The organism is Streptomyces sp. NPDC001530, from assembly GCF_042894545.1.
GTDB lineage: Bacteria > Actinomycetota > Actinomycetes > Streptomycetales > Streptomycetaceae > Streptomyces.
In genome coordinates, this window is record NZ_JBIAVS010000010.1 from 219,098 (window position 1) to 241,910 (window position 22,813).

Here is a 22,813-nt window from a genome sequence, read left to right on the forward strand (position 1 = left end):
GCCGACCAGGGCACTCCCCACGGCCTGCGCGGCGCCGTACGCGCCCGTGCCGACGAGCGGCGCGGTGCAGGCGGCCGCGACGGGGATGAGCCCGGAGAAGAGCGTGGCGCGCTCCGCGCCGATGCGCTGCATGCCCATGTACCAGCACACGAAGCCGACGACCGTGACGACCGCCGCCTGCCAGAGCAGCGCGGCGGCCTCGGTGGCGTCCGGCATCCGCAGCCATGCCGCACCACCGGTGAGCACCCCGGTCACCGCCGACTCGACCGCGGCGATCCCACAGACCGTGGCCGACAGCAGCCGCGGCCCGAGCGGCCGCAGGACGGGCACGGCCAGGACCGCGAAGCCGACCTCTCCGGCCAGCGCGCACACGGAGTACGCGAGCCCGGCGGCGTCCGTACGACCCCACCCCTGGACGGTGAAAGCGCCCAGCGCGACGAGCAACGCCCCGTACAGGACGCGGCGTTGTGGACGACGGCCGTCCTGAAGGGGCACGACAACGGCCACGACCACCGGGGCGCAGCCCACGAAAACGCCAGGAACCGCCGGTTCCGCCGTGCGTTCGGCAGCGATCACCGCGAGGTTGAAGCCGACCATGCCGACGGCCGCGAGCAGCGCGAGGCGGCCCCACTGGCGCGCCGCGAGCCGCCGCAGCGGCGCCGCACCACCGCGGCCGACCAGGGGCAGAAGCAGCACACAGGCGAGGCCGTAGCGCAGGAACTGGCCGCCCGCGTACGGGTAGTGGCCCAGGAGACTGTTGGCGGTGAAGGAGCCTCCGACGAGGACGCAGGCGAGGGCGGCGAGCAGCGCGCCGCGGGTGGTGGTGGCGTTCATGACGGTGACGCTATGAACGGGCGTGGTCCGGTTTAAGGTCCACTTCCATGACGTCATCGGGGACCAATCCGCTCGGCCCGTCATCGGAGCCCTCGCCCTGGGCCGCCGCCTGGGAGCTGCTCCTGCCGGCGGCTTCGGCACCGGCACGCGCGCGTGGCCGCACGCTGCAGGCGGCGCTGCGCGAGGCGGTCCGTTCCGGCCGGCTCGCTCCGGGCACCCGGCTGCCGTCCAGCCGTGAGCTCGCCGCCGATCTCGGGGTGTCGCGGGGGCTGATCACCGAGGCGTACGAGCAGTTGACGGCCGAGGGGTACCTGCGCAGTGACCGGGGTGCCGGGACCTGGGTCGGCGGCGCCGTCCGGGCAGCTCGCCCCCGCGCACGAGACCTCGCCCCACGCCCTGCCGGAGCACGGGCCGACTTCGTTCCCGGGACGCCGGACCTGTCGCTGTTCCCGCGCGCCGCGTGGGCCGCCGCACAGCGCGGTGTGCTGGCCGAACTTCCGCACCACGCGCTGGGCTACCCGGATCCGCGCGGGCTGCCGCGGCTGCGTACCGCCCTCGCCGAACTGCTCGCCCGGCGCCGGGGCGTGGTCGCTGACCCGGAGCGGATCCTCGTGGTCTCCGGCGTCGCGCAGGCGATGGCACTGCTCGGATTCGTGCTCCACGCGCGCGGGGTGCGCGATGTCGGCGTCGAGGATCCGGGGAGTCCCGAGCACGGTGCGCTGTACGCCTCGGCCGGCATCGGCACCGTACCGCTGCCCCTGGACGAGGAAGGGCTGGCCACCGGTCCGCTGGAGGCGTCGGGCGTCCGCGCGGTGGTGACGACGCCGGCCCACCAGTTCCCGTCCGGGATCGCGTACTCGGCGCGGCGCCGCGCGGAACTCCTCGACTGGGCCCGCTCGGTGGACGGTCTGGTGATCGAGGACGACTACGACGGGGACTTCCGCTACGACCGAGCCCCGGTGGGCGCCCTTCAGGGGCTCGACCCCGAACATGTCGCCTACACGGGGTCGGTCAGCAAGTCGCTCGCGCCGGGGTTGCGGCTCGGTTGGCTGCTCGTGCCCGCGGCTCTGTCCGAGGAGGTCGTCGAGCGCAAGCGCACGATGGACCTCGGGAACCCGGTCGTCGACCAGGCGCTCCTCGCCCGCTTCGTGGAACAGGGCGACTACGACCGGAAGCTGCGCCGCTGCCAGCGCCACTACCGGGAACGGCGCGACTCTCTCGTGTCCGCCCTGGAGGAGCACTTTCCGGGGACGGAGGTGTCCGGAATCGCGGCGGGTCTGCACGTCATCGCCGCGTTGCCCGACCGGTACGGGCCACCGGACCACTTCCTGGAACGGGCCGCCGCGGCCGGGGTGGCGGTGCGTCCGCTGGCCCACTACGGGGAGGCGGTCGGGGAGGGGATACGGCTGGTGCTGGGGTACGCGCACCTGTCTCCCGCGCGGATCCGCGAGGGGGTGCGGCTGATGGCGGACGCGGTGCGCGACTGAATCGCCCGGGAATCGAGGGACGGCGCCCACACCGACGACGGGAAGCGGTGCGCGACTGAACCACCCGACCCAGGTGTCGAGGACGGACGCGGTCCGCGGCTGAACCATCCAGGAGCCGAGGGCGGACGCGGTCCGCGGCTGAGCCGTCCCGCGGCCGCACACCAGTCGTACACCGGTTCCCTTGTCCCTGCGGTCAGTTGTTCACTTGTGGTTTCCGCGTGCGCTGCGGCGCACCAGTAGTTGTGGCATTGCACACTGGCCGAATCCGTCCCCGGAGGCGCATTCATGTCACATCGTCCGCAAAGCCCCTTCCCCGGTCGCCGCAGCATTCTGCGCGGCCCCCTCGTCGCATCCGCGGCGCTGGCCCTGCCCACCGCCCTCGGCGCGGCGCCGGCGCTCGCCCTCTCCGGGCGGCCGAAGGCGGGGTGGGGCGTCCAGGCAGGAGACGTGACCGCCGACTCCGGCCTGGTGTGGGTCCGTTCCGACCGCCCGGCCCGGATGATCGTCGAGACGTCGGCGACCGAGTCCTTCCGCAACCCCCGCAGATGGCACGGCCCGCTGCTCGGCGCGGACACGGACTTCACGGGGACGACACGGCTGCGGGGGCTGCCCGCGGGCGAGCAGATCCACTACCGCGTGCTGCTCGCCGACCCCGACGATCCCCGGCGCACCGGCGAACCGGTGACCGGCACTTTCCGTACGACGCCGGAGGGGCGACGCGGCGGGGTGCGCTTCCTGTGGTCGGGCGACCTGGCGGGGCAGGGCTGGGGCATCAACCCGGACATCGGCGGCTACCGGATCTACGACGCCATGGCCAAGCTCGACCCGGACTTCTTCCTGTGCAGCGGTGACAACGTCTACGCCGACGGACCGATCGCGGCGACCGCCGCGCTCCCCGACGGCAGCACCTGGCGGAACATCACGACCGAGGAGAAGTCCAAGGTCGCCGAGACGCTGGCCGAGTTCCGCGGCAACTTCCGTTACAACCTGCTGGACGAGAACCTGAAGCGCTTCAACGCCCAGGTGCCGTCGATCATCCAGTGGGACGACCACGAGGTGCGCAACAACTGGTACCCGGGCGAGGTGATCGCGGCCACGGACACGCGGTACACCGAGAAGAGCGTCGACGTGCTGGCCTCCCGGGCCCGTCGCGCGTTCAGCGAGTACTTCCCCATCTCGACGCTGCGGCCGGGTGACGAGGACGGCCGCGTGTACCGGGTCATGCGCCACGGCCCGCTGCTGGACGTCTTCGTGCTCGACATGCGGACGTACCGCAACGCCAACTCGCCCGACAACCAGACCACCGACCCGCAGGGCATCCTCGGCGCCGAGCAGCTGGAGTGGCTCAAGCGGGAACTGGCGCGGTCGCGTGCGGTGTGGAAGGTGATCGCCGCGGACATGCCGCTCGGCCTGGTCGTGCCCGACACGACCGAGGGGAAGCCGAACATCGAGGCCGTGGCGCAGGGCGACCCGGGCGCGCCGCTCGGGCGCGAGCTGCAGATCGCCGAGCTGCTGCGGTTCATCAAGTACCGGAAGATCACCGGCACCGTCTGGCTGACCGCCGACGTGCACCACACCTCGGCGCAGCACTACCAGCCGTCGCGGGCCGCCTTCACCGACTTCGAGCCGTTCTGGGAGTTCGTCTCCGGCCCGCTCAACGCAGGTGCCTTCCCGGCGAACGCGCTGGACAACACGTTCGGTCCGGAGCGGGTGTTCGTGAAGGCGCCGACCGTCGCGAACGTCTCGCCCGCCGGCGGCTACCAGTTCTTCGGCGAGGTCGACATCGATGGCGACAGCGGCGAGCTGACGGTGCGGCTGCGCGAGCAGGACGGGACCGTTCTGTTCACGCAGGTGCTGCAGCCGGGGCGCGTGGGACAGTAACCCGGTCCGGCTCCCGTACCCTCGAACCGTTGGGCCGCGCACCGGAGTCATCCCCCGGTGCGCGGTCCCGTTCGCTTGTCTCGAAAATCTGCTCGCAAGCTGGTTCCCGCAGGTCAGAGCCGATTGTCAGTGGCCGCCTCTACGGTTTTTCCATGACGCGATCTCTGCAGGCCGTGGCCTACACCCGATCCTCCGCGCTGGAATCCGCACCGGGCGGACGGCGCCTGGGACTTGAGACCTCGCGGGGTGCCACACCCACGGGGTTCGAGGACCATCCGCGGTTTTTCGCGGGCTTTTTGACGTCACCTCAGGTGGCCGCCGCCGGGCTGCTCGCCGTCGCCGACGCCGCGGCGGCCCGCTACTACCAGCGGCAGCTGCGCGCCTCACTGGACCCGGTGGTCACGGGCAACGGCGACCGGCTCCGCTTCGAGTCCTTCTCCGGCTGCGGCGGGGTGTACGCGCGCCTGGACGTGCTGACGGCGGGCCTCGACGGCGGCGAGGTGGGGCACGGGACGACCAACGTCGACGTCAACAACCCACTGCGCGAGGCGCTTTCGCGCATCGGCACGGACGATCCGCTGCACCTTCGGGTCGGCCCCGACGAGATGGCCGTGACCACGGTGGATGGCCCTGTGGTGGAGAAGAAGGTGCCTTTGCCCGACCGCTGGCTGCGCGGTTTCGCCGAGGCGCAGGTGATAGCGGCCGGGTTCGACCTGCGGGCCGAGCTGCCGGCGACCGAGGCCGTGCGGTTCCTGCGCTCGCTTCCGCGCGGCACCGCGCGGGGGGCCTCGCGGGGCGCGCAGTGGGTGGTGCCCGCCGGGCGCGGCCTGCGACCGACGACCCGGCCGGTGCCCGGGGCGGTGTGCCTGCCCGGTCCGGAGCGGCTGATCGCCCTGCAGCGGGTGCTGCGCCATGCGACGGCCCTGCGGGTGTACGGACCTCCGGTCGCCGGTGAAGCCACCATGGCAGGCGCCTGGGAGGCCGTCCTGCCCGGCATGCGGCTCACGCTCACCTTGTCGCCGGACGCCTCACGCGGGTTCTCCGGGGAGGGCGGCGTACTGGACGCCCTCGCCACCGACGAGGCCGCCGAGGACGCGGAGTTGATCGCCGTGCTCCTGGCGTGGGAGCCGCGCATCGACGTCGGCGAGCTGGCCGCCGCATCCGGCCTGCCGGCCGAGCGGGTGCGGGCCGCCCTGGTCCGGCTGGGCACGTCGGGGCGCGTGGGGTACGACACGGCGGAGGCGGCGTACTTCCACCGCGAACTGCCCTACGACGCCGAGCGCGTGGAGCGCCACAACCCGCGGCTGCGTTCGGCCCGCGCACTGGTCGCCGCGGGAGCGGTCGCCCTGGACGGCGCGCTCGGCACGGTGACCGCGGACGACGGACATGTGCACCGGGTCCGCGACGAGGCGGGCACGCTGAGCTGCTCCTGCCTGTGGTGGGCGAAGTACCGCGGAGGGCGTGGGCCCTGCAAGCACGCGCTGGCGGTGCGGATGGTGCGGCGCGGAGCGCGGGCAAGACACGAAGAGGTTCTGGTCGACGGGGGCGATGTGCGATGAGCGGCGAAGCGCTGTTGAAGGCGGTACGGGCAGGACAGACGGTGGAGGCCGCTGGTCTCCTGGACGGGATGACGGACTCCGAACGCCGGGCCTGTCTGCCCGCGTTGAAGGAACTCCGAAAGGAGTTGCGCACCGCGCAGTGGAGCGAATCGTCCCGCAAGGCCTATCCCGCGCTGCACGCGGCAGGAGCCGCCTGCCACACGGGCGCCGCGGGCGCGGCGACCTGGATCGCGGCAGCCGACTTGCGCTGGTCCCCGGCCTCCCCGGGCGTGTTACTCCATGTGCTGGGCGACCGCGAGTCCGCATGGCTCGGCGATGTGGCACACCGGCTCGCCGAGCGGCCGGCCACGTCCCGGATCCCGTATGCACTGCTGGCCGGGCTCGTGCAGCTGGCCGGATGTGAGGTACCCACCACCGACGCCTATGTGGAGGGCTGGTTCGAACACATCGGTGGTACGTGGCACCACGGGGGCACCGTGGTGAAGCGGCTGCGCCAGGAGCCGCACTTGACCCAGATGATCGCCGCGCTCTTCGAGTCCCTGGAAGTGACCGGCCGGGTGGCCTGGCTGTTCGGCGACGGGCCGGGCAGTTGGTACAACGCCCTCGCGCAGCTGACCAGGGAGGGCACCCTCGACCGCAAGGTGATGGTCGACGCCTGTGTCGCCCGGCTGCTGCGCGGCGGTGCCCCTGCGGACCAGCGGGTGTTCCTGAAGCTGCTGACCTGCTTCGAGCTGACACGGGACGAGGAGCGGGAGCGCTCCGCCGACTGGATCGCGCTCGCCTCCGAGGCGATGTCGACGGTGGCGTGGCACGCCCAGTCGGTCCTCGCCTCCCTCGCGCTGGACGGCGAGTTGACGCCCCGACAGCTCGCCGAGATGTCGTCCGGCGTGCTCTTCCGCACCGAGAAGAAGCTCGTACGGGCGCAGCTCATCCTCCTGGGCAAGGTACTCAAGCGCGATCCGTCCACAGCGGGCGAACTGCTGCCCGCCGTGGCACAGGCCTTCGGGCACGAGGAAACGGAGGTCCAGGAGCGTGCGCTCAAGCTCGTGGAGCGCTACCTCGCCAGGCTCGACGTCTCGGGCGGAGACCGCGATCAACTCGCCGAGGCAGCCGCCCAGTTGAGCCCCGGAGTGCGGATCCACGCGGAGCGGTTGCTGGGCGCCGGGGCACTGGGCTCCGCGCCGGTGGCCCACGAAGAGGTACTGCCGCCCGCGCCGGAGCGGACACGGCTGGCTCCGGCACCGGTGTCGGCGGCCGAACTGGCCGAGGAGGTCGGCGCCCTGCTGGCGTCGGGCGGCGACGTGGCGGCCTTCGAGCGCACCTTGGACGGTCTGGTCCGGCATGCGCACGACGATCGCGACGGCCTGGTCGAGGCCCTGCGCCCGGTGGTCACCCGACGCTGGTGGATCAATGCCGACCCGCACTACCAGAACGTGGACGATTACTTCCGCGAGGCGCCGTACGGCTTGGAGGTCGTCCTCGCGACCCTGCTCGGCCATGTGCGTACGGACATCCTTCACGCGGCGGTCCAACAGGGGACGACGAGAGGCGGCTGCCAGCACACCGCTCTGTCGCGCGCCTTCGACGCGCGCCTGTGGGAGGCGGCCTACCGGGTCCGTACCGAACCACTTCCGTTCCTGCTGGCCACACCCACTTGGGACACGGGGTTGTTGGAGGCGGAGGAACTGGTCGCCCGCCTCACGGCGTACCGGCGGCTCGATGCCCGGCCGGGGGCGGCCGACTTCGCGCAGGCGTTGCTGAGAGTGCGGCGGGACGACCGTGCGACGGCGGCGGAAGCGGCGGTGCGGGCCCGCGCCCTCGGCACACCTGAGGGGTACCGGCTGGCCCAGTGGCTCACCGCCGAGGGGCCGGAACTCCCCATGAGCCGACGGCGGACCTCCGGCGTCCGCATCCTGCTGGAACTCGGTGAACTCGAAGAGATACAGGGACAGTTCCCGCCGGAGTTCCGCCGGTTGGGGCGTCCACTGTCCGTCTTCAAGGACCGCTGGTACTGCCCGCACTGGGACGCGGCGGAACGGCAGCACTGGTCGGCCGTGGTGCCCGGACGGCGGGAGTTGGTGGCGGCACGCGTGCTGGGCGACCTCTCCTCGGTCGCCGTGGACGACAGCCGGCGGGGAGCCGCGATTCTGCCGGTGCTCGCCGAAGCCGACGGTACGGCGGGCGAGGCCCTGCACCTGTGCGTGGCGTACGGGCTCGGCGCGCGGCACACGGAGGACCGGCTCTGCGCCGTGGACGCCCTGCTGGTCCTGGCCGCGCGCGGGCAACTCGACGCGGGGCGGCTCGGCGACGACCTCGGGCAGTTGGTGCGCCGAGGGGCCGTGAAGCCGCTGCGGCTGGCCGACTCCATACGGACGGCGGCGGCCACGGGCGCGAACGCGACGGTCTGGTCGGTGCTCCGCGAGGCGCTGCCGATCCTGCTGGCCGACCTCGCGACCGACGCGGCGACCGGTACGCCCGCGCGCGGGCTCGGGGATCTGCTGGCCGTCGCGGCCGACTGCGCCGAGCGGTCCGGGGCGCGCGGTGATCTCGCTCATCTCGCGCAGGCGGCTGGGCGGCGCGGCTCGTCCAAGGTGGTGACTCAGGCTCGTCGGCTGCGGACCGCGCTGACGCAGGGGGCGGCGGCCTGACCAGGGGCGTCACCCCACCCGTCCAACCCAAGCAAAAGACTCGTAAAAAGAACTACAAAAGGGGCAGAATGACACTTAACCGATCAGTCACAAAGCGTTCGTGATCACGCAACACCCTTCCTTCACAGTGGTTGCATGACTCCAGACATGTCTGATGTGACGCGTGCGAAGCACGGTCGCCCCGTCCACCACTGGCGGCGGGACGTCGTCGAACTCGCCGCGCTGTTCACGGCCGTTGCGGTCGCGGACGCCGTCGCCAACCTGATCGGGCACGGCCCGGACGGGCCCGCCCTGCTGGTGATCTCGGCGGTGACCCTGATCGCCACGGCCGGCTTCCACACATGGTGGGCACGACGCCACGGTCACGCACCGCCGGCGGACGATACCGGCACCCGGCCGCTCGCCGACGGGCGATCGGCCGGGCAGTCCGAGCGATCCGGGGAATCCGGTGCGACGCCGGAGAGCGTCGACGGGTCGACCGTGCTGTGGCGGATGCGGACGACGGTGAAGGACACGCCGGGTTCGCTGGCAGCGCTGTGCACGGCGCTGGCGCAGCGGCAGGTCGACATCCTGAGCCTGCAGACGCACCCGCTGGCGGAGGGCACGGTGGACGAGTTCCTGCTGCGCGCCCCCGCGGAGCTGGCCGCCTCCGAGGTCACCCGCGCGGTGTCGCAGGCGGGCGGCGCCGAGACCTGGATCGAGCGGGCCGATGCCCACGACCTGGTGGACGCGCCGACACGGGTGCTCGGCCTGGCCACCCGTACCGCCCTGGACGCCGCGGAACTGCCGCTCGCGCTGCGGCAGTTGCTCGGCCGCTGCACCATCCGCTCGCTGCCCGCCAAGTCCCCGGGTTCCGGGCGGGCGGAGGAGGGTGCTCCCGTGGAGGGGGCGCTGGAGGACACGGTGATGCGGCTGCGGGCGCCGGAGGGTGGGGTGATCACGGTGGAGCGGCCGTATCTGCCGTTCACGCCGACCGAGTTCGCGCGGGCGCGGGCGCTGGTGGAGCTGGACGCGCGGCTCGGTCCGCGGATCCCGCGCAGCCAGGATGTGTTGACGTTGCCTCAGGGCAAGGCCATCACCGTGCGGCGCGCCGATGTCTCCGACGTCGAGGCCGCCAAGGCGATGCACGAGCGCTGCTCGTCCCGCACGCTGAGCATGCGCTACCACGGCCCGGTCGGCGACGCGGACCGCTACCTCAACCACCTGCTCAGCCCCCGTTTCGGCCGGACCCTCGCCGTGCAGACGGCATCCGGGCGCATCGTCGGGCTCGGCCACCTTCTCTGGGACGGCGACGAGACGGAGATCGCGCTCCTCGTCGAGGACGACTGGCAGCGGCACGGCATCGGCAGCGAACTGCTCGGCCGCCTCGTGACGATGGCCGTCGAGGCCGGCTGCGCCAGCGTGTACGCCGTCACGCAGGCCTCCAACACCGGCATGGTCGCCGCCATGAGGGGCCTCGGCCTCCCGCTCGACTACCAGATCGAGGAGGGCACCCTGGTCATCACCGCCCGCCTGGAGGCGACTCCGGTGGCTTCGCGACTGCCGTATGACGACGGGCAGCGGGGAGAGCACGTGGTGCGGGACTAGTTCGGAGGGGGCTGGGCCCCGGTCGGTCTCGCGCCGCCTGGGGCCCACCCTCTCGACCACCGACAGGTCCCGCTCCGCTCGCCACCCCACGCCCCCAAGCAGGTCCCGCTCCGCTCGCCACCCCACGCCCCCAAGCAGGTCCCGCTCCGCTTGCTACCCCACACCTCCCAAGGCCCCATCCAGGTCGCCCCAAAGGTCCTCCACGTCCTCCAGCCCCACCGAGAGCCTGAGCAGCCGGTCGCTGACGCCCGCGTCGTGGCGGTCCTGTGCGGGCACGATGCGGTGGCTGATGGAGGCCGGGTGCTGGATGAGGGTGTCGACGCTGCCGAGGCTCACGGCGGGGGTGATCAGACGGACCCGGGTGATGACGTCGTGCGGGTCGCCGTGGACCTCGAAGGCGATCATGGCGCCGCCGATGCGCGGATAGTGGACGCGGGCGACGCGCGGGTCGGCGGTGAGACGGCGGGCCAGTTCCGCGGCGTTAGAGGACGCCGCCCGGACCCGTATGGGCAGGGTCGACAGGCCGCGCAGCAGCAGATAGCCGGCCAGCGGATGCAGGACACCCCCCGTCGCGAACCGCACCTGGCGCAGCCGCCGGGCGAATTCCTCGTCGCAGGCCACCACTCCGGCCATCACGTCGCCGTGCCCGCCCAGGTACTTGGTCGCACTGTGCAGGATCAGGCGGGCGCCGTGTTCGGCCGGGCGTTGCAGCACAGGTGTGGCGAAGGTGTTGTCGGCGAGGAGCGGGACGGAACCGCAGGCGTGCGCGACGGCCCGCAGGTCGAGTTCGGCGAGCGTCGGGTTGGCCGGGGACTCGACCATCACCAGGCCCGTGTCGGGGCGGATGGCGTCCGCGATGCCCGCCGGGTCGACCCAGGTCACCTCCGAGCCGAGCAGCCCGGCCGTGAGCAGGTGGTCGCTGCAGCCGTACAGGGGGCGTACAGCGACGACGTGGCGCAGGCCCATGGCGTTCCGTACCAGCAGTACGGCGCTCAGCGCGGCCATGCCGCTCGCGAACGCGACCGCGCTCTCGGTGCCTTCGAGGCGCGCGAGGGCGGTCTCGAAGCGGGCGACGGTCGGGTTGCCGAGCCGCGCGTAGACGGGCGGACCCTCCGGTTCGGCGCCGTCGGACGCGAACGCGTCGATCCGGGCGGCCTCACCACGGCTGTCGTACGAGGGATAGGTCGTGGACAGATCGATCGGTGCCGCGTGCAGCCCCTGCGCGGCGAGATCCTCCCGCCCGGCGTGCACGGCCTCGGTGGCGAGCGCCCGGGCCGCGAGCGCGGCGCGGACCTGGCCGGTTCCGTTCAGGTCGTCCTGTGCGTCGTATGAGTCGTACACCACGGATTCCATGGCCAGGATCCTGAACACCGGCCGGGGCCGGAGGACGGAATCCCGTGTTACGTTCGCGCCATGGCCGATTCCGTCGTACTCGATCCGGTGGATCTCCATCTGTTGCGGCTGTTGCAGAACGACGCACGGACGACGTACCGCGATCTCGCGGCCCAGGTCGGGGTCGCGCCGTCGACCTGCCTGGACCGGGTGACGAGGCTGCGGCGGGCGGGAGTGATTCTCGGCCATCAGCTGCGGCTGGACCCGGCGAAGCTGGGGCGGGGTCTTGAGGCGTTGCTGTCCGTGCAGGTCAGGCCGCATCGGCGGGAGCTGGTGGGGCCTTTTGTGGAGCGGATCCGGGCGCTGCCGGAGTCCCGTACCGTCTTCCATCTCACCGGACCCGACGACTACCTCGTGCATGTCGCGGTCGCGGATATGGCGGATCTGCAGCGGCTGGTGCTCGACGAGTTCACCTCGCAGCGTGAGGTGGCGCGGGTCGAGACGCGGTTGATCTTCCAGCAGTGGGACTGCGGCCCGCTGCTGCCGCCCCAACGGGACCCCCACCCGGCCAAGCCGCTCCCGGCGAAGCCCTCAGCGGAATCCTGCTGACGCCGACCACATCCCCGTATGAGGATGTGTGCATGTCAGAGACGAAGAGCCCGCTGCCCCGCGAGGTCGCCGACGCCTATGTCGACGACCTCATCGCCCTCGACCCGGTCCTCGGTACGTACCTCGGTGTGAAGGAGAGTTACAGCAAGCTCCCCGACACCTCGCCCGCCGGCCAGGAGGCCGTCGCGGAGCTGGCGCGGGCGACGCTCGCGCGGCTGGACGAGGCGGAGCGGCAGCCCGGCGCGGACCGTGACATAGAGCGCCGCTGCGCCCGGCTGCTGCGCGAGCGACTCACCGCCGAACTCGCCGTCCACGAGGCCGGTGAGGGACTGCGTTCGGTCGGCAACCTGCACACGGCGGCGCACGGCGTGCGCCAGGTCTTCACCCTCACGCCGACCGAGACGGACGAGGACTGGGCCGCGATCGCCGAGCGGCTGCGCGCGGTGCCGGCCGCGCTGGAGGGGTACCGCGCATCCCTCGCCCTCGGCCTGGAGCGCAAGCTGTACGCGGGCCCGCGTCCGACCGCGACCTTCATCGAGCAGCTCACCGAGTGGTCGGACACGGACGGGCAGGGCCGCGGCTGGTTCGAGGACTTCGCGTCGGCGGGTCCCGACGCGCTGCGCGACGAGCTGGACACGGCCGCCCGCGCCGCCACCGAGGCCCTCGTGGCCCTGCGGGACTGGATGACCGCCGTGTACGCGCCCACCGTCGAGGGCGCGCCGAACACGGTGGGCCGCGAGCGGTACGCGCGATTGGCGCGGTACTTCAACGGTACGGATCTGGACCTCGACGAGGCGTACGCGTACGGCTGGGCCGAGTACCACCGGCTGCTCGCCGAGATGAAGACCGAGGCCGAGAAGATCCTGCCCGGTGCCGAGACCCCCTGGGTGGCCCTCGCCCACCTCGACGAGCACGGCAAACACATCGAGGGCGTCGACGAGGTCCAGGCCTGGCTCCAGGGCCTGATGGACGAGGCGATCGAGGCCCTGGACGGCACACACTTCGAACTCGCCGAACCGGTACGGAAGGTGGAGTCCCGCATCGCGCCCCCGGGCGGCGCGGCGGCCCCCTACTACACCGCGCCGTCGGCGGACTTCTCGCGGCCCGGCCGCACGTGGCTGCCCACGATGGGGCAGACCCGCTTCCCCGTCTACGACCTCGTCTCGACCTGGTATCACGAGGGCGTCCCCGGGCATCATCTGCAGCTCGCGCAGTGGGTGTACATCGTCGACGACCTCTCCCGCTACCAGGCCACAGTCGGCCGGGTCAGCGCCAACTGCGAGGGCTGGGCGCTCTACGCGGAGCGCCTGATGGACGAGTTGGGCTTCCTCACGGACGCCGAGCAGCGGCTCGGTTACCTCGACGCGCAGATGATGCGCGCCGCCCGGGTCATCGTCGACATCGGCATGCACCTGGAACTGGAGATTCCGGCCGATTCGCCCTTCCACCCGGGCGAGCGGTGGACCCCTGAGCTGGCACAGGAGTTCTTCGGCGCGCACAGCAGCCGTCCGGCCGACTTCGTGGAGAGCGAGCTGACCCGCTACCTCACCATCCCCGGCCAGGCCATCGGCTACAAGCTCGGCGAGCGTGCCTGGCTGCTGGGCCGCGAGAACGCGAAGAAGCGCCACGGCGACGCTTTCGACGCGAAGGCCTGGCACATGGCGGCCCTCTCACAGGGCTCGCTGGGCCTGGACGACCTGGTGGACGAGCTGTCCCAGCTCTGACGACCAGCGATGGCGGCCGGGCTCGGACGCACGACGCGCGTCCACGTCCGAGCCCGGCCGCCGAACGACACACGGCCCGGCGCGGCCTGCGCCGGCCCGCCAAGCGCTCACGCTTGAGCCGATGCGCTCACCCTTGGGCCGATGCCTTCGCCCTTGAGCCGATGCCCTCACCCCTGAGTTGCCCTCACCCGCTGAGCTGATGCCCTCATGACCACACGTTTCCTCGTCTGTGGCGATCCGCTGCACACCACTCGCCCCGACCCGGCGTTCGCCGACGACGTCGCGGCCCTGCGCTCGGTGGGCGCGGACCTCGCGCTGCTCGATCACGACGCGCTGCTCGCCGGGGACGCCGTTGAGGCCGTACGGCGGGTACCCCGGGAGTCGGGTGCGTACTGGTACCGGGGCTGGATGATCCCCGTAGAGCGTTACGAGGAGTTGGAGCGCGCGCTCCGGCGGCGTGGCTGCTCGCTGTTCACATCGGCCGCGCGCTATCGCCGCGCACATGAACTCCCCGGCTGGTACGGGGTGTTCGAGACGCTGACACCGCCGAGCGTGTGGAGGGCCGCGGAACCCGGCAAACCGCCCACCTGGATGGAGCTGTCCGAGCTCACGGCGGACCTCGACGCCGTGGCCGGAATCGTCAAGGACTATGTGAAGTCCCGCAAGTACGAGTGGGACGACGCCTGCTTCGTGCCCCGCCTGAGCGACCTCCGGCACCTGTCGGCCGTGGTCGAGCGGCTCTTCGCGCTCCAAGGGGACTCGCTCGCGGGCGGTCTGGTGGTGCGCGCGTACGAGCGGTTCGTACGGGGCGGTGAGGCGCGCGTGTGGTGGGTGGACGGTGCGGCGGTCCTGGTCACCGCACACCCCGACACCCCGGACGACCGTCCCGTGCCGGGCCTCGACGCCGTGCGGGCGTGCGTCGCCGCGCTGGACTGCCGCTTCGTGACGACCGATCTCGCGCTGCGCGAGGACGGGGAGTGGCGTGTGGTGGAGGTGGGTGATGGGCAGGTGAGCGGCGTGCCGCGCGGTGCGGACGTCCGCCCGCTGGTCGAGGCCCTCGCCGCCGTCACTGACGGCGGCGGCCGCCCTTCGGGTCGCTGAACCGTGGCTTACCGCGTCAGCTACGGCTTACCGCGTCAGCCGGCGCAGCTGTACGAGGCCCATCCACGTCTCGGGCCCCGGCTCCACGTAGGCCGCGCGCACCGCGTACCGCCCCGGCTCCAGGTCGACCCTCAGGTGGTCCGTGCGCTCCAAATCAGTGCCCAGCCAGGCCGCGTCGAAGAGGACCACGGGACCGGGCACGTTCCACTGCACCTCCGGCTCCCACACCGCGGCTTCGAGCGCCGCCGGGACGCCGGAGAGCAGTTCGTCCTCTGACTCGGCGGCACACCACCGTACGAAGGTGCCGTGCTCGGGGAGGTAGGAGGTCGAGGCGGGTTCGTCCCCGAGAACCAGGGCTCTGGTGTCGCCGACGGGCACGAGGCCGATGAACCCGTCCACGTCACAGGCCCGGTCATAGTCGGAGGACAGGTCGTCGCCGTCCGCCCCCGCCCAGAACGGCAGCACGACTTCCGGGATCGCTATGAGCGGACCGCCGCCCGACTCCACCCACTCGACCGCACCTGGGTCCGCGTATCTGGCCATGCGCAGAAGCTACACGGCGGGGATCCGCGGGAAATTCGGTGTCCCCACCCCTGTCCGATACGCGACCCTCGACACCCATGAGCACCCGAACCCTTTTCCTCTCCCCGCGCGTCACCGCGACCGGTCACGCGCTGGCCGACGCCGCGCGGCGACGTGGCATCCATGTCGAGACGCTGCGCGACTGGCGGGTGCCGGACGAGTGGCGGGGGACGCGGGGAGCGACGCTGTACGCCGGGCCGCTGTTCGCGGACGCCGTCGCCGGGGAGCTGGGGCTCGGTCTCCTTGAGGCGCCGCCGGACTGGCTGGCCCGGCTGCCGTACGAACTCACCGGCAGGGACATCGAGTTCAGCACCGTCGCCGAGGCCCGGCAGCTGCGGCGTCCGGCGTTCGTGAAGCCGCCCAACGACAAGAGCTTCCCGGCGCGGGTCTACCCGGACGGCAGCCGGTTGCCGGGACCGGACGCGGTGGACGACGACACGCCCGTCCTCGTGAGCGACATCGTGACGTTCACGGTCGAGTACCGGCTCTTCCTCCTGGACGGCGAAGTCCGCACCGGGAGCCGGTACTTCGAGCGGGGCGCGCTGGACGTCGCACCGCTCGACGACGACCCCCGCAGGGACGAGGTGCTGGCCTTCGCCGCGCGCCTCGCCGAGGTGGGCCTGCCGAGTGCCGTCGTGGTGGACGTGGGCCTGCCGGCCGGCGACACCGCGCGCTGGGCCGTCGTCGAGGCCAACGCCGCCTGGGCGAGCGGGCATTACGCCTGCGATCCCGACGCCGCCCTCGACGTGGTGCTGCGCGCTGCCCGCCCGGTCGCCGAGTTCACCGAGGCGGACCGCGCCTTCCTGCGCTCGGTGTCCGAGGTCGTACGCGACTGAATCGGAGGACGGGGTCGTACGCGAGCGGATCCGAGGCTCCAGGCCGTACGGGACTTACGCGACTGAATCCGAGACCCAGGCCGCACGGAACTTCCAGGACCTCCAGGACCTCCAGGACCTCCAGGACCTCCAGGACCTCCGGGATCTCCGGGACCTCCGGGACTGGATCCGAGACCCGAGGTCGTACGCGGCTGAGACCGGGCCCGCCTGCCGGGCTCAGCAGCCGCAGTCCTCCGCGTCGACCGGCGCCGTCAGCGGGTCCGCGTCGCGCCGCTCACGCCCCTCCCAGGTCTCGTACGCGAAGCCCTCGCGCGCCCAGTACTCGAAGCCGCCGAGCATCTCCTTGACCTGGAAGCCGAGTTCGGCGAGGGCGAGGGCGGCGCGGGTCGCGCCGTTGCAGCCGGGGCCCCAGCAGTACGTGACGACCGGCACCGACTTGTCGAGGAGCTGCTCGGCCTGCTCGGGGATGAGCGCGGTGGGCAGGTGGATCGCGCCCGGGATGTGCCCCTGGTCCCACGACTCGGTGGAGCGGGAGTCGAGGACGACGAAGCCGGGGTCGCCGTCGGCGGCGAGGGCGGCGGCGACATCGGACACGTCGGCGTGGAAGGCGAGGCTCGCGCCGAAGTAGGCGGCGGCTGCGGCCGGGGATGCCGGGGCGACGCGCAGCACCGGGTTCGTCACGGTCGCGGCGCGGGCCGAGTCGCTGGTCACAGTGGTGTCAGCGGTCACAGTCATGGTCTGGCCTTCCCTCCCTGCCCCGCCGAACCGACGCCTTCTGCGCACCGGCCGCACGGGGTGTCCTGGCCAGAAATCTACGTCTGGTGATCCCCTTCCTGAAGTGACGATCCACGGCATCGCTCTTGATCGGCCGGGGATTTCCCTGCTATCCATCGCACATGACCGCGTATTCCCCGGACGCCACCGACTGGCGCATCCTCGATGTCCTCCAGCGGGAGGGCCGGTCCAGCTTCGCCGAGCTGGCCCGGGCTGTCTCCATGTCCGCGAGTGCGGTCACCGAGCGGGTGCGCCGTCTGGAGGAGGCGGGCGTCATCCAGGGGTACGCGGCCGTCGTCGCCCCGGAGAGCGTGGGCCTGCCGATCCTCGCGTTCGTCCGGCTCAGGTACCCCAACGGCAACTACAAGCCGTTCCACGATCTCGTCGAGGCGACGCCCGAGATCCTGGAGGCGCACCACGTCACGGGCGACGACTGCTTCGTCATCAAGGTCGCGGCGCGCTCGATGAGCCACCTGGAGGAGGTCTCGGGCAGGATCGGCGCCCTGGGCTCGGTGACGACGAGCGTCGTCTACTCCTCGCCGCTGCCCCGACGCCCGCTGGGCCACTGAGTCGAGCCTGGTCAGGGCCTGGTCAGGGCCTGGTAATCGACCTGGTCACGGACTGCTCATGGCCGGTTCAGTCCGAGACGCCCCGCTGTCGTACGACCGACCCCGTTCTCCCCTTCACCACCTCCAGCTGGGCGTGGATGCGCCGGCGCAGGTCCGCGACATGGCTGACGATGCCGACGCTGCGGTCGCGCTCCCGCAGTGAGTCGAGGACGTCGAGGACCTCGTCGAGCGTCTGGTCGTCGAGGCTGCCGAAACCTTCGTCGATGAAGAGCGTGTCGAGCCGTACGCCACCGGCCTCGTCCGTGACGACGTCGGCGAGGCCGAGGGCCAGCGCGAGGGAGGCGAAGAACGTCTCGCCCCCGGAGAGCGTCGCCGTGTCGCGCTCCCGGCCGGTCCAGGCGTCGACGACATGCAGTCCGAGCCCGCTGCGACCACGGCCCGCGCGGTCGTCGGAGTGCACGAGGGTGTAGCGCCCGGAGGACATGCGCTGCAGCCGTACGGTCGCGGCGGCGGCGACCTGCTCCAGGCGGGCGGCGAGGACGTACGACTCCAGGCGCATCTTGCGCTCGTTGTCCGCCGACGTGCCCGCGGCGAGCCCGGCCAGGCGGGCCACGCGGTCGTACTCCTCGCGCAGCGGCGCCAGACGGCGTACTCCCCTGGTCGCGCGCGCGGACAGCCCGTCGAGTTCGGCGCAGCGGCGGGCGGCCGCGTCCTGCGCGGAGGCGGCGGCCCGCAGACGCCGGGCGGCGGACTCGGCAGTCTGTTCCGCGGCCCGCAGGTCGGCGGGCGGCTGCTGGGCCGCGGCCGCCGTGTCGGCTTCGGCGAGTACCGCCCGCACCGCCGCCTCCTCCGACTGCCAGGCGTCGAGCCGCCGTTGGAGCTCCCGATGAGCCGCGCCGTCGAGCAGCGCTGCGGCCGCCGCCTGCGGCGTGTCGAACCCGGCGCGGAAGGCCGCGTCGGCGAGTCGCGCGTCGGCGTCCTTGAGGCGCTGGGCGGTGTCCTCGGCCGCGCGGACGGCTTCGGCGGCCTCGGTGAGCAGCGCGGCCTGCCGCTCCAGCTGCGCGGCCCGCGCGGATACGCTTCCGGCGGCGCCCCGCGCCTGCTCCAACTCCCCTTCCAGGCCCGCCTTCTCGCGGTCCAGCGCCTCCCTGAGCGAGGCCCGCGACGCGACGCGGCGGGCGGCCTCCTGTTGGGCGGCGAGCCGTCGCTCGTGCTCGCGCTCGGCCTGTTCGCGCGCCTCACGCGCGGCGTGCAGCCCGGAAGCGGTGGCGCGGGCCTCGGCGTGTGCCCGCTCCAACTCCTCGACCTGCTCGGCAAGTTGTGCGGTGGGCGTGTCGCCCGCCTCAGCGGTCGCGGCGGCCAGCGCCTCGCGTACGACGCCGAGCCGCCGCTCGTCCTCGGTGCGCCGCTCGTCGGCGCGCTGATACGCGTCGAGGGCCCGCTCCTCCGCCTCCTGGTCGACGTGTCCGGCGACCTTCCGCGCGGGCACGGGGTGTTCGGTGGCGCCGCAGACGGCGCAGGGCGCGCCGTCGACGAGGCCCTCGGCGAGTTCGGCGGCGATGCCCTTGAGGCGCTGTTCCTTCAGGTCGAGCCAGTGGGCGCGCGCCTCCGTGGCGCGTTCGCGCGAGGCGAGGGCCCGCGCGTGGGCGTCGTCCGTGTCCTGGGCGAACTGGTCACGCTGGCGGGCCGCGTTGAGCCGCTTGAGCGCCGGTTCGCGCTGGACGGAAAGCTGCTCGGCCCGCGTCGCGGCCTCCTGCGCGGACTCGATCCGCGCCTCGATACCGGCGCGGTTCGCTTCCCAGGTGGCCAGCCAGCTCTCGGCCTCCTGGAGGACGTCGTCGTCGGCGCGCTCCTGGCGGTCCAAGTCGGCGCGTTCCTTGGAGAGTTCGGCCAGCCGCCGCTCGGCGCGGCGCGCCGACTCCAGGCCGCCCAGCTCCTCGGCCGCCTTGCGCGCCGCCGCCGCGAGTCCGGGCGCGCCGGAGTCGTCGAAGGTCTCCGGGAGGGCAGCACGCGCGTGTGCCTCGCCGTCCGCCGCGCGCAGGTGCTCGGCCTCGGCGGATTCACGAAGGTCGAGCGCGGGGGCCACCGCCTCGGCCTTGCGGGCACGCTCCATCCGCGCCTGGGCTTCCCGATGGGCGTCGGCCCGCTCCTCCAGGCGCGCGGCGCTCTCCCGCGCCTCCGCGAACCGGCGCTGCAGCCGGGCCACTTCGCGTACGTCGTCGAGTACGCGGTCCGCGGCGGCCTGCGCGGATTCGGCGGCCATACGGGCGCAGTGGGCGATCGTGAGCCGTTCACGGGCAGTGCTGCGGGCGACGGCGGCCCAGGTCAGGACGGACTCGGCGAGGCCCGGATCGCCGGGTGCCAGGTCGGGCAGCGGCACCTCGACGCTGGTCCCGGCCTCCTGCTGCATCCGGTGCGCGTCGGCCAGCAACGCCGCGTCCCCGGCGCGCACTTCGGCCTCGGCCGCCCGGCGTCGCTCGGCGAGGCGCTTCTCGACCTCGGCGAACCGGTGCGTGTCGAAGAGGCGGCCCAGGAGCTTCCCGCGCGCCTCGGCGTCGGCCCGCAGGAAGCGCGCGAAGTCGCCCTGGGGCAACAGCACGACCTGGCAGAACTGCTCCCGGCTCATGCCGAGCAGCTGGGTGATCTCCTCGCCGATCTCCTGGTGGGAGCGGCTGAGGTCCTTCCAGGAGCCCGCCGACGCCTCGTACTCGCGCAGCCAGCTCTGCGCCTTCTCGGTCGTCGTGCCGGCACCGCGTTTCTTGGGACGCTCCCAGGGCGGCTGCCGGGTGATCTCCAACCGGCGTCCGGCAACGGTGAGTTCGAGGCGGATCTCGGTGCGCTTGGCAGGTGCGGCGTGGTCGCTGCGCAGGCCCAGGCCCTGGCCGCTCTGGCGGGCGCCGGGGACCGCCCCGTACAGCGCGTAGCAGACGGCGTCCAGGACGGAGGTCTTGCCCGCTCCCGTCGGCCCGTGCAGCAGGAAGAGCCCGGCGGCGGACAGGTCGTCGAAGTCGACCTTCTGGGCGCCGCCGAAGGGCCCGAAGGCGGTGATGTCCAGGCGGTGCAGTCTCATCGGATCCCCTCGAAGTCCAGCAGAGGTCGGGCCTTCTGCGAGTGCGGAAGGCATCGGGGCTTCTTGGAGTCCAGTGCGCGTGATGTCACCGGGCGACCTCCGTGCCCGGCAGCCGCCACCGCACCGTTCGGCAGCTGTCGCGTCACCGGGCGACCTCCCGTACCGCCTCGTCGGCGCGGACGGTGTCGAACGCGTCCCGCAGCACGGCCTGTTCGTGTGCGTCGGGGCCCGCACCGCGCACATGGGCCACGAAGTCCTCCGCGATCTGCTGTTCGCTGCGGCCCGCCAGACGCCGGGCGTAGGAGATGTCCGGGTCCTCGGGAGCCCGCTCCGGGTCGAAGACCAGGCTGAGCGTGTGCGGGAAGCGCTCGCTCAGCCGCGCCATCGGGTCGGCGGGGCGCACCGGGTCGGTGAGCGTCGCCTCGACCCACGCCTCCTCGTGGCGCTCCAGCAGCGGATCGGCGAGCAGGTCTTCCAGGTGCCCCCGGATACGGGCGAGCGCCCGGGGGACGGGGCAGTCGATCCGCTCCGCGCTCACGGAACCGTCGGGGCCCAGGTCCACGAGCCACATGCTCTTGCGGTGGTCGGCCTCCGAGAAGGAGTACGGCAGCGGGGAGCCCGAGTAGCGCACGCGCTCGGTGATGGTCTGGCTGCCGTGCAGATGCCCGAGCGCGGTGTAGTCGACGCCGTCGAAGACCCCGGCGGGCACGGAGGCGACTCCGCCGACGGTGATGTCCCGCTCGCTGTCGCTGGCCGCGCCGCCGGTGACGAAGGCGTGGGCGAGCACGACGGAACGCGTGCCCGGCGCGCGCGTGGCGAGGTCGGCGCGGACCCGGTCCATGGCGGCGGCGAGCACGGCTTCGTGTCCGGCCTTCTCCACCCCGAACTCGTCCTTCACCAGGGCCGGTTCGAGATACGGCAGGCCGTAGAAGGCCACGTCGCCGTGGGTGTCGGGGAGCACCACGGGTGTGCCGCACGCCGAGGCCGCGGTGCGCAGGTGGATGCCCGCGCGCCCGATGAGGCCCGCACCGACACCGAGACGGCGGGCCGAGTCGTGGTTCCCGGAGATCATCACCGTGGGCACACCGAGGTCGGCCAGCCGGTGCAGGGCGTCGTCGAAGAGCTCGACGGCGGCGAGCGGGGGCACCGCCCGGTCGTACACGTCCCCCGACACGACCACCGCGTCCACCGCGCGCTCGCGCGCGGTCGTGACGAGGTGGCCGATGAACTCGGCCTGGGCGCCGAGCATGTTCACCCGGTGGAACGCCCGGCCGAGATGCCAGTCGGAAGTGTGCAGAAGCCTCATGATCCCCGAGACTAACGGGCGGGTCGGACATCACGGGCGGCTACTCCCGTATCGGCCCGTGCTGCCCCGCCTACGCGTCCCCGTATGCCTCTCCACCCAGTTCGAACCCGGCCGTCCCTGCGGTGGCATCGGCGAGCCACGCCCGGAAGCCGTCGACGTCGGCGTCGGGCAGCCCGATCTCGATGGTGACCGCCTCGTCGTAACGAACGTCACGCACCTCGCGCCCGGTGGACCGCAGGTCGTTCTGCACCTTGCCGGCCCGCTGGTGGTCCACCGTCACCGTGGCCAGGCGAAAGCGTTTACGCGTGATCGTGCCGAGCGCGTCGAGCGCCTCGCCCACTGAGCCGCCGTACGCCCTGATCAGTCCGCCCGCGCCCAGTTTGACCCCGCCGTAGTAGCGGGTGACGACGGCGACGACGTAGCGCATGTCGCGGCGCAGCAGCATCTGGAGCATGGGGACGCCCGCGGTGCCGCCCGGTTCGCCGTCGTCGCTCGCCTTCTGGACGGCGGCGTCGGCGCCGATGACGTACGCGTAGCAGTTGTGCGTGGCGTCCGCGTGCTTCTTGCGGACGCCGGCGATGAAGTCCTGCGCCTCCTGCTCGGTGGCGGCCGGGGCGAGGGCGCACAGGAAGCGGGAGCGGTTGACCTCGGTCTCGTGCACGCCCTCGCGGGCCACTGTGCGGTACTCGTCCTGCATCACGTCAGCCTATGTGCTCCACGCGCGCGTGGAGGACGGCGGATCCCCATGCGGTGGCCCGGGCGAGGGTGCGGCAGGGGTCGGGCAGCCGCCCCGGCGAGCGTGGGCGGGCGGATCACGCGGTCGCGCAGACGGCGATGCGGATGACGGTCACGCGGTCGCCCCGCGCGATGGTGGGTGTGCCGATCGCGCGGTCGCCCCCGGCGAAGGGTGCGCG

The 22,813-nt window shown here is 72.6% G+C and carries 16 protein-coding genes and 1 pseudogene; 10 read left to right on the forward strand and 7 right to left on the reverse strand.

Annotated features, from left to right (window positions below):
- Positions 1-45 precede the first annotated feature (45 nt).
- Positions 46-918, reverse strand: a pseudogene (locus ACFY0T_RS22035) (DMT family transporter); the annotation flags it as partial.
- Here ACFY0T_RS22035 and ACFY0T_RS22040 point away from each other — a divergent pair.
- From ACFY0T_RS22040 to ACFY0T_RS22060, 5 genes are all read left to right on the forward strand, one after another.
- Entirely contained in the window at positions 882-2,321 is a 1,440-nt protein-coding gene (locus ACFY0T_RS22040) for a PLP-dependent aminotransferase family protein (protein WP_388873013.1), read from the forward strand. The pseudogene ACFY0T_RS22035 and the gene ACFY0T_RS22040 sit on opposite strands and share 37 nt — an antisense overlap.
- Positions 2,322-2,606: 285 nt before the next feature.
- Entirely contained in the window at positions 2,607-4,202 is a 1,596-nt protein-coding gene (locus ACFY0T_RS22045) for an alkaline phosphatase D family protein (protein WP_388873016.1), read from the forward strand.
- Between the two features lie 152 nt (positions 4,203-4,354).
- On the forward strand, positions 4,355-5,761 hold the full coding sequence (locus ACFY0T_RS22050; RefSeq protein ID WP_388873019.1) for an SWIM zinc finger family protein: 1,407 nt from the start codon (positions 4,355-4,357) through the stop codon (positions 5,759-5,761).
- On the forward strand, positions 5,758-8,409 hold the full coding sequence (locus ACFY0T_RS22055; protein WP_388873022.1) for a DUF6493 family protein: 2,652 nt from the start codon (positions 5,758-5,760) through the stop codon (positions 8,407-8,409). Before ACFY0T_RS22050 ends, ACFY0T_RS22055 begins: the two co-directional genes overlap by 4 nt.
- A 135-nt stretch (positions 8,410-8,544) precedes the next feature.
- Positions 8,545-9,996, forward strand: a complete 1,452-nt coding sequence (locus ACFY0T_RS22060) for a GNAT family N-acetyltransferase (RefSeq protein WP_388873025.1) — start codon at positions 8,545-8,547, stop codon at positions 9,994-9,996.
- 153 nt (positions 9,997-10,149) lie between these two features.
- Here ACFY0T_RS22060 and ACFY0T_RS22065 read toward each other — a convergent pair whose 3' ends face one another.
- Complete coding sequence (locus ACFY0T_RS22065; RefSeq protein ID WP_388873028.1) at positions 10,150-11,349, reverse strand: trans-sulfuration enzyme family protein; 1,200 nt, start codon at positions 11,347-11,349, stop codon at positions 10,150-10,152.
- A 60-nt stretch (positions 11,350-11,409) separates the two neighbouring features.
- Between ACFY0T_RS22065 and ACFY0T_RS22070 the strand changes: the two genes are divergently transcribed.
- From ACFY0T_RS22070 to ACFY0T_RS22080, 3 genes are all read left to right on the forward strand, one after another.
- On the forward strand, positions 11,410-11,937 hold the full coding sequence (locus ACFY0T_RS22070; RefSeq protein WP_388873031.1) for an Lrp/AsnC family transcriptional regulator: 528 nt from the start codon (positions 11,410-11,412) through the stop codon (positions 11,935-11,937).
- A 32-nt stretch (positions 11,938-11,969) separates the two neighbouring features.
- The gene (locus ACFY0T_RS22075; protein ID WP_388873034.1) at positions 11,970-13,661 is read left to right on the forward strand and encodes a DUF885 domain-containing protein; all 1,692 of its coding nucleotides are present in this window, start codon (positions 11,970-11,972) and stop codon (positions 13,659-13,661) included.
- 207 nt (positions 13,662-13,868) lie between these two features.
- Positions 13,869-14,762: an ATP-grasp domain-containing protein gene (locus ACFY0T_RS22080; protein WP_388873038.1), complete on the forward strand. Its 894-nt coding sequence runs from the start codon at positions 13,869-13,871 to the stop codon at positions 14,760-14,762.
- Between the two features lie 27 nt (positions 14,763-14,789).
- Here the strand turns inward: ACFY0T_RS22080 and ACFY0T_RS22085 are convergent, their stop codons facing one another.
- Positions 14,790-15,305, reverse strand: coding sequence for an immunity 21 family protein (locus tag ACFY0T_RS22085; RefSeq protein WP_388873041.1), 516 nt, complete (start codon positions 15,303-15,305; stop codon positions 14,790-14,792).
- A 77-nt stretch (positions 15,306-15,382) separates the two neighbouring features.
- Between ACFY0T_RS22085 and ACFY0T_RS22090 the strand changes: the two genes are divergently transcribed.
- On the forward strand, positions 15,383-16,180 hold the full coding sequence (locus ACFY0T_RS22090; RefSeq protein ID WP_388873044.1) for an ATP-grasp domain-containing protein: 798 nt from the start codon (positions 15,383-15,385) through the stop codon (positions 16,178-16,180).
- Positions 16,181-16,396: 216 nt separating this feature from the next.
- On the opposite strand, the gene ACFY0T_RS22095 is transcribed toward ACFY0T_RS22090, so the two are convergent.
- The gene (locus ACFY0T_RS22095; RefSeq protein ID WP_388873047.1) at positions 16,397-16,915 is read right to left on the reverse strand and encodes a rhodanese-like domain-containing protein; all 519 of its coding nucleotides are present in this window, start codon (positions 16,913-16,915) and stop codon (positions 16,397-16,399) included.
- 161 nt (positions 16,916-17,076) lie between these two features.
- Between ACFY0T_RS22095 and ACFY0T_RS22100 the strand changes: the two genes are divergently transcribed.
- On the forward strand, positions 17,077-17,523 hold the full coding sequence (locus ACFY0T_RS22100; protein ID WP_388873050.1) for an Lrp/AsnC family transcriptional regulator: 447 nt from the start codon (positions 17,077-17,079) through the stop codon (positions 17,521-17,523).
- Positions 17,524-17,590: 67 nt separating this feature from the next.
- Here the strand turns inward: ACFY0T_RS22100 and ACFY0T_RS22105 are convergent, their stop codons facing one another.
- From ACFY0T_RS22105 to ACFY0T_RS22115, 3 genes are all read right to left on the reverse strand, one after another.
- Positions 17,591-20,593 (reverse strand): AAA family ATPase, encoded by a 3,003-nt coding sequence (locus ACFY0T_RS22105; RefSeq protein ID WP_388873053.1) that lies wholly within the window; start codon positions 20,591-20,593, stop codon positions 17,591-17,593.
- Between the two features lie 142 nt (positions 20,594-20,735).
- Entirely contained in the window at positions 20,736-21,899 is a 1,164-nt protein-coding gene (locus tag ACFY0T_RS22110) for an exonuclease SbcCD subunit D (protein ID WP_388873056.1), read from the reverse strand.
- A 70-nt stretch (positions 21,900-21,969) separates the two neighbouring features.
- Positions 21,970-22,596, reverse strand: a complete 627-nt coding sequence (locus ACFY0T_RS22115; RefSeq protein WP_388873059.1) for a YigZ family protein — start codon at positions 22,594-22,596, stop codon at positions 21,970-21,972.
- Positions 22,597-22,813 lie beyond the last annotated feature (217 nt).

Excerpts from the sequence above, each read along its gene's own strand:
- ACFY0T_RS22115 (WP_388873059.1), bottom strand. The coding sequence starts at position 22,596 with ATGCAGGACGAGTACCGCACAGTGGCCCGCGAGGGCGTGCACGAGACC.
- ACFY0T_RS22060 (WP_388873025.1), top strand. The coding sequence starts at position 8,545 with ATGACTCCAGACATGTCTGATGTGACGCGTGCGAAGCACGGTCGCCCC.
- ACFY0T_RS22100 (WP_388873050.1), top strand. The coding sequence starts at position 17,077 with ATGACCGCGTATTCCCCGGACGCCACCGACTGGCGCATCCTCGATGTC.
- ACFY0T_RS22090 (WP_388873044.1), top strand. The coding sequence starts at position 15,383 with ATGAGCACCCGAACCCTTTTCCTCTCCCCGCGCGTCACCGCGACCGGT.
- ACFY0T_RS22105 (WP_388873053.1), bottom strand. The coding sequence starts at position 20,593 with ATGAGACTGCACCGCCTGGACATCACCGCCTTCGGGCCCTTCGGCGGC.
- ACFY0T_RS22110 (WP_388873056.1), bottom strand. The coding sequence starts at position 21,899 with ATGAGGCTTCTGCACACTTCCGACTGGCATCTCGGCCGGGCGTTCCAC.
- ACFY0T_RS22040 (WP_388873013.1), top strand. The coding sequence starts at position 882 with ATGACGTCATCGGGGACCAATCCGCTCGGCCCGTCATCGGAGCCCTCG.
- ACFY0T_RS22070 (WP_388873031.1), top strand. The coding sequence starts at position 11,410 with ATGGCCGATTCCGTCGTACTCGATCCGGTGGATCTCCATCTGTTGCGG.
- ACFY0T_RS22045 (WP_388873016.1), top strand. The coding sequence starts at position 2,607 with ATGTCACATCGTCCGCAAAGCCCCTTCCCCGGTCGCCGCAGCATTCTG.
- ACFY0T_RS22075 (WP_388873034.1), top strand. The coding sequence starts at position 11,970 with ATGTCAGAGACGAAGAGCCCGCTGCCCCGCGAGGTCGCCGACGCCTAT.
- ACFY0T_RS22050 (WP_388873019.1), top strand. The coding sequence starts at position 4,355 with ATGACGCGATCTCTGCAGGCCGTGGCCTACACCCGATCCTCCGCGCTG.
- ACFY0T_RS22055 (WP_388873022.1), top strand. The coding sequence starts at position 5,758 with ATGAGCGGCGAAGCGCTGTTGAAGGCGGTACGGGCAGGACAGACGGTG.
- ACFY0T_RS22085 (WP_388873041.1), bottom strand. The coding sequence starts at position 15,305 with ATGGCCAGATACGCGGACCCAGGTGCGGTCGAGTGGGTGGAGTCGGGC.
- ACFY0T_RS22065 (WP_388873028.1), bottom strand. The coding sequence starts at position 11,349 with ATGGAATCCGTGGTGTACGACTCATACGACGCACAGGACGACCTGAAC.
- ACFY0T_RS22080 (WP_388873038.1), top strand. The coding sequence starts at position 13,869 with ATGACCACACGTTTCCTCGTCTGTGGCGATCCGCTGCACACCACTCGC.
- ACFY0T_RS22095 (WP_388873047.1), bottom strand. The coding sequence starts at position 16,915 with ATGACTGTGACCGCTGACACCACTGTGACCAGCGACTCGGCCCGCGCC.